Annotated in this window: 11 protein-coding genes; 6 read left to right on the top strand and 5 right to left on the bottom strand. The window is 74.8% G+C overall.

Annotated features, from left to right (window positions below):
- Positions 1 to 59 precede the first annotated feature (59 nt).
- Both CLT72_RS17675 and CLT72_RS17670 read left to right on the top strand, forming a co-directional pair.
- Positions 60 to 425, top strand: a complete 366-nt coding sequence (locus CLT72_RS17675; RefSeq protein ID WP_088998388.1) for a DUF742 domain-containing protein — start codon at positions 60 to 62, stop codon at positions 423 to 425.
- Positions 406 to 1,029, top strand: a complete 624-nt coding sequence (locus CLT72_RS17670; RefSeq protein ID WP_101412779.1) for a GTP-binding protein — start codon at positions 406 to 408, stop codon at positions 1,027 to 1,029. Before CLT72_RS17675 ends, CLT72_RS17670 begins: the two co-directional genes overlap by 20 nt.
- A 28-nt stretch (positions 1,030 to 1,057) precedes the next feature.
- On the opposite strand, the gene CLT72_RS17665 is transcribed toward CLT72_RS17670, so the two are convergent.
- Genes CLT72_RS17665 through CLT72_RS17645 form a run of 5 tightly spaced genes read right to left on the bottom strand, consistent with a single transcriptional unit; the run spans position 1,058 to position 8,657 of the window.
- Positions 1,058 to 2,146: a uroporphyrinogen-III synthase gene (locus CLT72_RS17665; protein ID WP_101412778.1), complete on the bottom strand. Its 1,089-nt coding sequence runs from the start codon at positions 2,144 to 2,146 to the stop codon at positions 1,058 to 1,060.
- Positions 2,147 to 2,500: a nitrite reductase small subunit NirD gene (gene nirD / locus CLT72_RS17660; RefSeq protein WP_374208862.1), complete on the bottom strand. Its 354-nt coding sequence runs from the start codon at positions 2,498 to 2,500 to the stop codon at positions 2,147 to 2,149.
- A gap of 34 nt (positions 2,501 to 2,534) precedes the next feature.
- Positions 2,535 to 5,060: a nitrite reductase large subunit NirB gene (gene nirB, locus CLT72_RS17655; RefSeq protein ID WP_101412777.1), complete on the bottom strand. Its 2,526-nt coding sequence runs from the start codon at positions 5,058 to 5,060 to the stop codon at positions 2,535 to 2,537.
- Entirely contained in the window at positions 5,057 to 6,496 is a 1,440-nt protein-coding gene (locus CLT72_RS17650; RefSeq protein WP_101412776.1) for an FAD-dependent oxidoreductase, read from the bottom strand. The genes nirB and CLT72_RS17650 overlap by 4 nt, the downstream gene beginning before the upstream one ends.
- 37 nt (positions 6,497 to 6,533) lie before the next feature.
- Complete coding sequence (locus tag CLT72_RS17645) at positions 6,534 to 8,657, bottom strand: molybdopterin oxidoreductase family protein (protein WP_101412775.1); 2,124 nt, start codon at positions 8,655 to 8,657, stop codon at positions 6,534 to 6,536.
- Between the two features lie 147 nt (positions 8,658 to 8,804).
- Here CLT72_RS17645 and CLT72_RS17640 point away from each other — a divergent pair, with 147 nt between their 5' ends.
- The 4 genes from CLT72_RS17640 (at position 8,805) to CLT72_RS17625 (ending at position 11,159) form a co-directional block, all read left to right on the top strand.
- Positions 8,805 to 9,098 (top strand): hypothetical protein, encoded by a 294-nt coding sequence (locus tag CLT72_RS17640; protein ID WP_250101744.1) that lies wholly within the window; start codon positions 8,805 to 8,807, stop codon positions 9,096 to 9,098.
- A gap of 10 nt (positions 9,099 to 9,108) precedes the next feature.
- The gene (locus CLT72_RS17635) at positions 9,109 to 9,366 is read left to right on the top strand and encodes a DUF6364 family protein (protein WP_088998395.1); all 258 of its coding nucleotides are present in this window, start codon (positions 9,109 to 9,111) and stop codon (positions 9,364 to 9,366) included.
- Positions 9,356 to 9,649, top strand: a complete 294-nt coding sequence (locus CLT72_RS17630) for a type II toxin-antitoxin system PemK/MazF family toxin (RefSeq protein WP_088998396.1) — start codon at positions 9,356 to 9,358, stop codon at positions 9,647 to 9,649. The genes CLT72_RS17635 and CLT72_RS17630 overlap by 11 nt, the downstream gene beginning before the upstream one ends.
- Before the next feature lie 124 nt (positions 9,650 to 9,773).
- Positions 9,774 to 11,159, top strand: a complete 1,386-nt coding sequence (locus CLT72_RS17625; RefSeq protein ID WP_101412774.1) for an MFS transporter — start codon at positions 9,774 to 9,776, stop codon at positions 11,157 to 11,159.
- Positions 11,160 to 11,331 lie beyond the last annotated feature (172 nt).

The following is an 11,331-nucleotide window of genomic DNA, read 5'->3' as shown; positions in this document are numbered from 1 at the left end:
AGGAACGAGAAGATCCGGTGCCCGACCAGGGGCCCGGCCGGGAGAGGAGGTGATCGTCGATGGACCAACGGCGCGTGGACCCACGTGGTGCGCTGGTACGGCCGTACGCGGTCACCCGCGGCCGGACCGAGGCCCGGATGGACATCGCCCTGGAGGCGGTCCTGACGGCCAGCGCGACCCAGGCTGCGGAGGCCCGCTTCGCGGGGCACGACAAGCACCGCATCGCCACCGTCTGCGAGGGCCGGGCACAGTCGCTGGCCGAGATCTCCGCGTACACCCGGATGCCGCTGGGCGTCACCCGGGTGCTGGTCGCCGACATGGTGGCCGAGAGCCTGCTGACGCTACACACTGCCGCTCCCGCCGAGGGGTTCGAGGAGCGGATGGAAATCCTTGGAAGGGTGCTAAGTGGACTTCGCAGGCTATGACCCCGCCGGGGCCCGCCGAGACCGGGGAATCATCTCCGCGAAGATCGTGGTCGCGGGCGGCTTCGGCGTGGGCAAGACGACGCTGGTCGGCGCGATCTCGGAGATCACCCCGCTGAGAACCGAGGCGGTGATGACCGCTGCCGGCGTCGGCATCGACGACCCGTCCAAGGTGCCGGGGAAGCAGACCACCACGGTCGCCATGGACTTCGGCCGGATCACCATGGCCGAGGACCTGATCCTGTACCTCTTCGGCACGCCGGGTCAGACCCGGTTCTGGTTCATGTGGGACGAGATCATCAAGGGCGCGGTGGGGGCGGCCGTGCTGGTCGACACCCGCCGGATCACCGACGCCTTCGCGCCGCTCGACTACTTCGAGAACCGCCGGCTGCCGTACGTCGTGGCGTTGAACCGTTTCGACGGCGCGCCGCAGTACGAGCTGGAGGAGGTCCGCGAGGCGCTGGCCATCTCGCCGGACGTGCCGCTGGTGCTGACCGACGCCCGGCACCGGGACGCCGTCAAGCAGGTGCTCGTGACCGTCGTGGAGCACGCCATGCTCCGCCTGGAGGCCGAGCACGGCCGGGGCTACCCGGCGCCGGTCGGCTGAACGGGACGGCCACCGTCTCCGGGTCGCGTCAGTCGACCCGGAGACGGTAGCCGCGCTTGACGACCGTCTGCACCACGCGGGGCGCGCGTAGCCCGGCGCGCAGCCGGGCCACCGCCATCTCCACGGCGTGCTCGTCCGCGCCGCGCGGCAGCGTGCGCAGCAGGGCCGTCCGGGACAGCACCCGACCCGGCGAGCCGCACAGCGCCCGCAGCACCGCCATCGGCGCCGGCGCGAGCGGGCGCAGCTCCCCGTCGACCACGGCGGCGTGCCCGCGCAGCGTGAGCAGGTGACCGGCCACCTTCAGGGTGACCGTCCGGCGCGGCAGCTCGTCGACGATGGTCCGGACCAGGGCACCCAGGCGGGCCCTGGCCGGCGCGCTGACCGGCACCCCGCGCCGCAGCAGCGGCTCCGCGGTGACCGCGCCCACGCAGCTGGCGAGCACGTCGCCCCGGAACGAGTCGAGCACCGCGTCGCAGCGGTCCCCGGCGGCGCGCAGCAGCGCCTCGGCCGCCGGGGCCGAGGTGAAGGTGACCGCGTCGACGAGCCGGCCGGCGACCAGGTCGATCAGGCGGTGCAGCGGGGCCGGGTCGGTCGGTGGCGCCCACCGGTAGACGGGCACCTCGATCACGGTCGCCCCGGCCGCCTCCAGCGCCAGCGTGCACTCCGGCTGCCGCTCGCCGTGCAGCTGCATGGCGACCACCTGCCCGGCCACCCCGCGCCGGCACAGGTGCTCGACCACCTCGTCGCAGCTCTCCGAGTCGGGCGACCACTGGTCGTGCAGGCCGGCGGCCCGGATGGCCCCGCGCGCCTTGGGACCCCGCGCCACCACGTACGCGTCGGCGAGCACGCCGCGCAGCGGCTCGGCCAGCCCCCAGCCCTCGGCCGCCTCCAGCCAGCCGCGCATCCCGATGCCGGTGTTGGCCATGAGGACGTCCGGCGGCCGGTCCAGGCAGGCCCGGGTGGCCTCACGCAGGTCGGTGTCGTCGGCCAGCGGCACGATCCGCAGGGCCGGGGCGATCACCACCCGGGCGCCCCGCCGTTGCAGCAGCGCGGCGAGTTCGTCCCGTCGCCGGTCGGCGGTCACCCCGATGGTGAAGCCGGCCAGTTCGTCGCGCATTCACCCCTCCCGTCGCAGCCGCACCTCGACCAGGCCGTCCCGGCAGCGCACGTCGTGCCGGGGCACGGCGACGCCGGGCAGGTCGAGGCACGCGCCGGTGCGCAGGTCGTACACCTGCTTGTGCAGCGGCGACGCGACCGTCGGCGCCCCGCCCCGGCTGCCGACGATCCCGCGCGACAGCACGTACGCGCCGGCGACGGGATCGAGGTTGTCGATGGCGAAGAGCCCGTCGGCGGTGCGGAACAGCGCCACCTGCACGCCGTCGACGAGCGCGGCGACGCCCCGCTCCGGCTCCAGCCGGTCGAGCGGGCAGACCGGCACCCAGGTGCGCGTCGTCGTCATCGTGATGGTCATCGCCGTACCTCCAGCAGTCCGGGCGTCGTGGTGGTCATCGCCATACCTCCGGCATGCCGAGCGCGACCGGTTGCCGGACCCCGTCGGCCGGCGTACGGCCCGCCGGGACGGGTTGGCCCCGCTCCAGCGCGAACGTGATGGACGGGTCGGGCACGTCGGGGGCGTTGACGAAGGAGGCGAACCGGCGCAGCCGTACGGGGTCCTCCAGCACGTCGCGCCACTCGTCGGAGTACGACTCGACGTGCCGGGCCATCGCGGCGTCGAGTTCGGCGCAGAGGCCGAGCGAGTCGTCCACGACGACGGCGCGCAGGTGCTCCAGTCCGCCCTCCATCGCCTCGATCCAGGCGGCGGTGCGTTGCAGGCGGTCGGCGGTGCGGACGTAGTACATCAGGAACCTGTCGATCAGCCGGACCAGCGCCTCCGTCGACAGGTCGGTGGCGAAGAGGTCGGCGTGCCGGGGCCGGAAGCCGCCGTTGCCGCCGACGTAGAGGTTCCAGCCGGTCTCGGTGGCGATGACGCCGAAGTCCTTGCTGCGTGCCTCGGCGCACTCGCGGGCGCAGCCCGACACCGCCGACTTGATCTTGTGTGGGGCGCGCAGCCCCCGGTAGCGCAGCTCCAGGGCGACGGCCAGCCCGACCGAGTCCTGCACCCCGTACCGGCACCACGTCTCGCCGACGCAGGACTTCACCGTGCGCAGCGCCTTGCCGTACGCGTGGCCGGACTCGAAGCCGGCGTCGACCAGCCGGCGCCAGATCTGGGGCAGCTGCTCGACCCGGGCCCCGAACAGGTCGATCCGCTGCCCGCCGGTGATCTTCGTGTAGAGCCCGAAGTCGCGGGCCACCTCGCCGATCACGATGAGCTTCTCCGGGGTGATCTCCCCACCCGGGATCCGGGGCACCACCGAGTAGCTGCCGTCGCGTTGCAGGTTGGCCAGGAAGTGGTCGTTGGTGTCCTGCAACGACGCCTGTTCGCCGTCCAGCACGTGCCCGGTGCCCAGCGAGGCGAGGATCGAGGCGACCACCGGTTTGCAGATGTCGCAGCCGCGACCCCGGCCGTGCTCGGCGACGAGCTGCGAGAAGGTACGGATCCCGCGCACCCGCACGATGTCGAACAGCTCCTGCCGGCTGGCGTCGAAGTGCTCGCAGAGCGCGCTGGACTGCCGCACCCCGGCGGCGTCGAGGAGCTGCTTGAGCATCGGCACGCAGGAGCCGCAGCTCGTACCCGCCCGGGTGCACGCCTTCAGCGCCGGCACGTCCGCGCAGCCACCGGCGATCGCGTCGTCGATGTCGGCGCGGGTCACCGCATTGCAGGAGCAGACCTGGGCGGTGGCGGGCAGCGCCCCCGCGCCCCCGCCCGGCGCGCCGGCGGGGGCCAGCAGCGCCAGCGGGGGAGCGGGCAGCGGGCCGCCGACGCTGGCCCGCAGCGTCGGGTAGGCGCTCGCGTCGCCGACCAGCACCCCGCCGAGCAGGGTCTGCGCGTCGTCGGAGAGGACCAGCTTGGCGTAGACCCGGGTGGCCGGGTCGGTGAACGTCACGTCGAGGCAGCCCGGCGTGGTGCCGTGCGCGTCGCCGAACGAGGCCACGTCCACGCCGAGCAGCTTCAGCTTCGCGGCGGTGTCCGCCCCGGGGAAGGTGGCCGCCCCGCCGACCAGCCGGTCGGCGACCACCTCGGCCATCGCGTACCCGGGGGCGACCAGGCCGTGGCAGGTCCCGTCGACCGCCGCGCACTCGCCGACCGCCCAGATCCGCCCGTCGGCGCTGCGGCAGGCGTCGTCGACCAGCACCCCGCCGCGCGGGCCCAGGGCGAGACCGGCCGCCTGGGCCAGCTCGTCGCGGGGACGGATGCCGGCGGCGACCACCACCAGGTCGGCGTCGACCACGGTCCCGTCGGCCAGCTCCAGCCCGGCGACCGCGCCGTCGGGCCCGGGCCGCAGCGCGGTGGTGGCGACGCCCAGGTGGGTCGCCACGCCCAGCTCGTCGACGTAGCGGCGCAGCATCGCGCCGCCGGCAGTGTCGACCTGCACGGGCATCAGCCGGGGCGCGAACTCCACCACGCTGGCGTCGAGCCCGAGCAGCCGCAGCGCGTTCGCCGCCTCCAGCCCGAGCAGCCCGCCGCCGATGACCGCACCGGTGCGCCGGCCCCGCGCGTACTCCCGGATCGCCGCCAGGTCGTCCAGCGTGCGGTAGACGAAGACCCCGGGCAGGGTCGCGCCGGCCACCGGCGGTACGAACGCGGACGAGCCGGTGGCCAGCACCAGGGCGTCGTACGGGTGCTCGCCGGTCGCGGTGCGGACCAGCCGCCGCTCCCGGTCGATCTGCGTGGCCGGCTCGCCCAGGCGCAGCTCCACCCCGTCGTCGGGGGTGTGCAGGTTCAGCTCCTCGGCGTCGACCCCGTCGAAGAAGGCCGAGAGCCGCACCCGGTCGTACGCCGGGCGGCTCTCCTCGGCGAGGACGGTGACCCGCCACCGCCCCTGCGGGTCGCGGGCGCGCAGCGCGTCGACGAAGCGCTGCCCGACCATCCCGTTGCCGACGACCACCAACCGACTGCTTCGCTCGCTCATGACGTCACCTCCACCGATTCCACTTCCGACAGCCAGTCGACGATGCCGGCGACGGCGTCCCGGCAGCCGCCGCATCCCGTACCGGCCCGGGTCGCGGCGACCACGGCGTCGACCGTCCGGGCCCCGGAACGCCAGCAACCCACCAGCGCCCCCTTGCTGACGTCGTTGCACCGGCAGACGGTCGCCGCGTCCGGCATCAGCGCCGGGGTGGCGGCCGGCGCTGCTGTCGCCGCGCCGAACGACCGGCCGAGCAGCAGGGAACGCCGGTCGGCCGGCACCGGTTGGCCCCGGTCGAAGAGCTGGATGACCGTGCCGACCGCCGGGTTGTCGCCGAGCAGGATCGCGGCGGTCAGCCGCTCGTCGCGGATGCGCAGCCGGGCGTACGTGCCCCGGGCCGGGTCGGCGAAGGTCAGCTCCTCGCCGGTCCCGCCGTCGCCCGGGTCGCCCATGGCGGCGAGGTCGATGCCGGCCGCCTTGAGCCGGGTCACCGCCGGCCGGGGCCGGTAGCGGGCGCCCGGGTCCTCTCCGGTGAGCAGCTGCGCCACCACCCGGGCCTGCGCCCAGGCCGGGGCGACCAGCCCGGTGAGGGCACCGTCGTGCTGGGCGCAGTCGCCGATCGCCGAGATCCGCGGGTCGCTGGTGCGCAGCCGGTCGTCGACCAGCACTCCCCGCTCGACGGCCAGCCCCGCCGAGGCGGCGAGGGCGGTGTCGGGGCGTACCCCGCAGGAGAGGACCAGCAGGTCGGCGGCGAGCGAGCGGCCGTCGGCCAGGTCGAGGCGTACCCCGTCGGCGTCCGCGACCACCTTCGTGGCCGACACGGCCAGGTGGGTGGTCACCCCGAGGCCCGCGAGGGTGTCGGCCAGCACGGCCGCGCCGGCCGGGTCGAGCTGCCGTTCCATCAGGTGCGGCACCGGGTGCACCACCCCGACGGTCAGGCCCCGGGCGGCGAGCCCGCGGGCCGCCTCCAGCCCGAGCAGCCCGCCGCCGAGCACCAGGGCGCTGCGCGCGCCGTCGGCCACGGCGAGGATCCGCCGGCAGTCGTCGAGGGTGCGGAACGGCACCACCCGCTCCGGCAGCCCCGGCCCGGCCAGCCCCGGCAGCGGGGGCACGACGGCCCGGCTGCCGGTGGCGAGCACCAGATGGTCGTACGCGACGCGGTCGCCGTCGTCGGTGTGGACGGTCGCGGCGGCGCGGTCGACGGCGGTGACGGCCACCCCGCTGCGCAGGTCGACGCCCTGCCCGGCGGCCTCGGCCAGCTCCACGTCCGCCTCGCCGATCCGGCCCGCCAGCAGCGTGGAGAGCATGATCCGGTTGTACGCCCGGTGCGGCTCCGCGCCGAGCACGGTGACCTTGCGGTCCCCGCCCCGGGCGTGCAGCTCGCCGGCCAGCCGGGAGCCCGCCATTCCGTTGCCGACGATCACGATCCGCTCGGTCATGGCCGCGCTACCGGGCTCTGCGGGACGATCAGCTCGCTCATGGTGCGTCCACCCTTTCCAGCCGGACGGCGCAGATCTTGAACTCCGGCATCCCGGAGACCGGGTCGACGGCGTCGTTGGTGACCGAGTTGGCCCGCGCGGCGCCACCCCAGTGGAACGGCGCGAAGACGGTGTCCGGCCGGATGGCGGTGCTGAGCCGGGCCGGCGCGCGGAGTTCGCCCCGGCGGGAGACCACCCGTACCGGCTCGCCGTCGTCGATGCCGAGCCGTCCGGCCAGGTCGGGGTGCAGCTCGACGAAGGCGTCCGGGGCGGCCCGGCGCAGGGCGGCGACCCGGCGGGTCTGGGTGCCCGACTGGTACTGCGCGAGCACCCGGCCGGTGGTGAGGTGCAGCGGGTACTCGGCGCAGACCTCCTCGGCCGCCGGCCGGTGCTCGACGGCGTGGAAGCGGGCCCGCCCGTCCGGGGTGGCGAAGCGGTCGGCGAAGAGCCGGGGGGTGTCCGGGGCGTCCTCGGCCGGGCAGGGCCAGAAGACGCCGTCGTGCGCGTCGATCCGCTCCCAGCTCACCCCGGCGTAGTCGGCGGTCCCGCCCGCCGAGGCCCGCCGCAGCTCCGCAAACACGACCTGCGGGTCGCTGGCGTCCGCGCCGCCGGCACCACCCCGGAGGCGGGCGGTGAGGTCGGCGAGGATCTCCAGGTCCGTACGGACCCCCGGCGGCGGCGTACGCAGAGCGCGGCGGCGCAGCACCCGGCCCTCCAGGTTGGTCATCGTGCCGTCCTCCTCGGCCCACTGGGCGGTGGGCAGCACGACGTCGGCCAGCGCGGCCGTCTCGGAGAGCAGGAAGTCGGCGACCACGAGCAGGTCGAGGTCCCGTAGCCGGCCCTCGATCCGGGCCGCCCGGGGCGCGGAGACCACCGGATTCGAGCCGAAGACCAGCAGCGCCTTCGGCCCGGCGGGCGTGCCCAACGAGTCCAGCAGCTCGTACGCCGGCACGCCCGCCCCGGGCAGTTCCTCGGCCGGCACCCCCCAGACCCCGGCGACGTGTTCCCGGGCGGCCGGGTCGTCGATCCTCCGGTAGCCGGGGAGCTGGTCGGCCTTCTGCCCGTGCTCCCGGCCGCCCTGCCCGTTGCCCTGCCCGGTGAGGCAGCCGTAGCCGGAGCCGGGGCGTCCGGGCAGCCCGAGGGCGAGCGCCAGGTTGACGAAGCCGGTGACCGTGTCGACGCCCTTGGCGTGCTGCTCGGCGCCGCGCGCGGTCAGGATGATCACGCGTCCGGCGGTGCCGAGGGCCCGGGCGGTCGCCTCCAGGTCGGCCACCGGCACCCCGGAGAGCGCCTCGGCGCGGGCCGGCCACCAGCCGGCCACGCTCCGGCGGACCGACTCGAAGCCGGTGGTGCGGTCGGCCACGTACTCCCTGTCGATCCAGCCCTCGGTGAGCGCGATGTGCAGCAGCGCGTTCGCCACCGCCAGGTCGGTGCCCGGCAGGGGTTGCAGGTGCAGGTCGGCCAGCCGGGCGGTGGCGGTGACCCGGGGGTCGACCACGATCAGCCGGCCGCCGCGTTCGCGCTGCTCGGTGAGCCAGCGCACGAGCGGGGGCATGGTCTCCGCCGGGTTCGCGCCGACGAGCAGCAGCGTGTCGGCCCGGCCCAGGTCGGCCAGGGGGAACGGCAGGCCCCGGTCGATGCCGAAGGCGCGCATCCCGGCCGCTGCCGCCGAGGACATGCAGAACCGTCCGTTGTAGTCGATGTGCTTCGTGCGCAGCGCCACCCGGGCGAACCTGCCCAGCGCGTACGCCTTCTCGTTGGTGAGCCCGCCGCCGCCGAAGACGGCCACCGCGTCCCGGCCGTGTCCTTCCTGGACGGCGCGCAGGCCGGTGACGATCCGGTCGAGGGCGGCGGCCCAGCTCGCCGGGCGCAGGGCGCCGCTGACCGGGTCGCGCAGCAGCGGGGTGGTCAGCCGTTCGGGGTGGTCGAGCAGTTCGGCGGCGGTCCAGCCCTTCTGGCAGAGGCCGCCCCGGTTGGTGGGGAACTGCCGGGGGAGTACCGCCACCCGGCCGGTCTCCTCACGCAGCGTCATCCCGCACTGGAGGGCGCAGTACGGGCAGTGCGTCGCCACCTCCCGGGGCGTGCGCCCCGGTCCGGTCGCCGCGTGTGCACCGTCTGTCATGTCGGCAAAGCGTGCCGGGGGGCGATTTCCGGTCCGGGTCCCGTTTGTTTCGGTCCTGTCAAGAGCCGCTCACACCGCACGGGGGCGGCGGACCGGCTCGCGGGGGTCTACGATCTGGGAAAGCGGTCCTATATTTCGGGAGACGCGATGGACGTGGCCGAGGTCTTCGACGCGGTGGCCGGCAGCTACGACGAGGCCCGCCGGCGCCTGGTGCCCTGCTTCGACGCCTTCTACGGCACCGCCGTCGAGGTGGCCGCGCCGCCGCTGCGCGCTGCGCTCGCCGCGGGGCGTACCCCCGAGGTGCTGGACCTGGGCGCGGGCACCGGGCTGCTGTCGCTGCTGCTCGCCGCGGCGGTGCAAGCAGTGGCGGTTTGCCGTGTTCGGCGGCCGGCGCGAATAGCGGGGCGTGACGGGATGACTGTCGGTCATACCGCTGGGTAGTCTGCTCGGCATGACTGCCAAGGTGACCCTGTCGTTCTCGGACGAGACGATCGAGGAGGCCCGGCGGTTCGCGAAGCGCGAAGGGCTCTCCCTCTCGGCGTGGATGGACCAGGCGGCCCGCGAGAAGGCGCTGCGCGAGGTCTTCACCGCGCACGCCGCCGCCGTCGGCCGGGCCGGTCTCGACCTCGAAGCCGCCGCCCTCGCCGACGCCCGCGAGGTGGGCATGGTCGACGACGTGCTCTTCGGCGGGCGCCCGCGTGCTGCGTAGGGGCGAGGTCTGGCGCATCGACGGCGCCCGGGAACGGCTCGGGCTGGTGATCAGCTCCGACGTCTACAACTCCACCGACGTGCCGATCGTGATCGTGGCCGAGGTGGTCGAGGAGGCGCTGCTGCGCGACTCGCCCCTGGCGGTGCGGATGGGCGCGTACGTGGTGATGCCCGACCGGCTCTCCTCGCCGATGAAGAAGTGGTTCACGGAGTGCGTGGACGTCGCCGACACCGAGACCATGCTCCGGGTCGGTCGGGCGCTGCGCATCCTCCAGGAGCTCTGACATCTCACGGGCCGCATCCGCCCGCGGTGCGGTCTCCGTTTCCGGCCCGACCCGCGACGGGCACGGTCGGGTAACCCCCGGTTCCTAGCGTTCCTCCAGGTCACACCGACGAGGAGGAGTCGCCGTGAGCACACTGGCCCCCACCGCACCCCTGGCCGAGGCCGCCCCGCCGGCCGCCGGCCGCCGGCGCCGCATCGACGACTGGCGGCCCGAGGACCCGGACTTCTGGCGTACGACCGGGGCGCCGATCGCCCGCCGCAACCTCTGGGTCTCGATCTTCGCCGAGCACGTCGGCTTCTCCGTGTGGAGCCTCTGGTCCGTCACGGTGCTCTTCCTCGGCCCGGAGTACGGCATCGACCCGGCGGGCAAGTTCCTGCTCACCGCCGTGCCGGCCGCCCTCGGGGCGGCGCTGCGGCTGCCCTACACGCTGGCCGTGGCGCGCTTCGGCGGGCGGACCTGGACGATCGTCAGCGCACTGCTGCTGCTCGTCCCGGCCGTGCCGATGACGGTGCTGCTGGAGCCCGGTGTCTCCTACTCCACCCTGATGGTGCTGGCCTGCCTGACCGGCGTGGGCGGGGGCAACTTCGCCTCCTCGATGGCGAACATCAACCTCTTCTATCCGCAGCGGCTCAAGGGCCGGGCGCTCGGGCTCAACGCCGGCGGCGGCAACCTCGGCGTGCCGGCGGTGCAACTGGTCGGCCTGGCGGTGCTGGCGACGGCGGGCGCCGCGTACCCCCGCCTGGTGCCGGCGGTCTACCTGCCGCTGATCGTGCTGGCCGCGCTCGCCGCGGCGCGCTGGCTGGACGACGTCCCGGGGGCGCGCAACGAGCCCGGCGCGCTGCGCGAGGCCGCTTGCGATCCGCACACCTGGATCATGTCGCTGCTCTACGTCGGCACCTTCGGCTCGTTCATCGGCTTCGGCTTCGCCTTCGGCCAGGTGCTCCAGCTCCAGTTCGCCGAGCGCTTCCCGACCCCGGCCGACGCCGTCTGGCTGACCTTCCTCGGCCCGCTGATCGGCTCGCTGGTCCGGCCGGTCGGCGGGCACCTCGCCGACCGCCTCGGCGGGGCCCGGGTGACCTTCTGGAACTTCGTCGCGATGGCGGCCGGCGCCTCGCTGGTGCTGTACGCCGCCCGCGAGCGGTCGTTCGGGCTCTACCTGCTCGGCTTCCTGTCGCTCTTCGTCTTCTCCGGCATCGGCAACGGCTCGACGTACAAGATGATCCCGGCCATCTTCCGGGCCCGCGCGACGGCCGACGTGGCGGCCGGTCGGCGGGAGGCGGCCCCGGCGCAGCGCTGGGCCGTGCGGATGACCGGCTCGCTCATCGGTGTCGCCGGGGCGGTCGGGGCCTCCGGCGGGGTGCTGGTGAACGTCGCCTTCCGGCAGTCGTTCCTGACCCGGGGCAGCGCGGACGCGGCGTACGTCGCCTTCATCGCCGCGTACGCGGTCTGCCTCGCGGTGACGTGGCTGGTCTATCTGCGGCCGGGAGCCAGCCGGCCGGCCGGGGTGTGAGCCCCGCCGGGTATCCTCGGAGGGCCAGGCGGGGGCGGTACCCCGTTTTGACCTGCCGACGGGGCGGCGGGTATCGTTGCCTGCTGTTGTACGACATCCAGAGGCGTGCCGCCTGAGGTACGCTTGGTCGTTCGTGCGCGCCCGGTAACCTCGGCGCGCGACCCCAGACCGA

This window comes from Micromonospora sp. CNZ309 (genome assembly GCF_002846525.1).
Note: the sequence above shows the minus strand (reverse complement) of the source record. Positions and strands in the feature narration are given on the sequence as shown.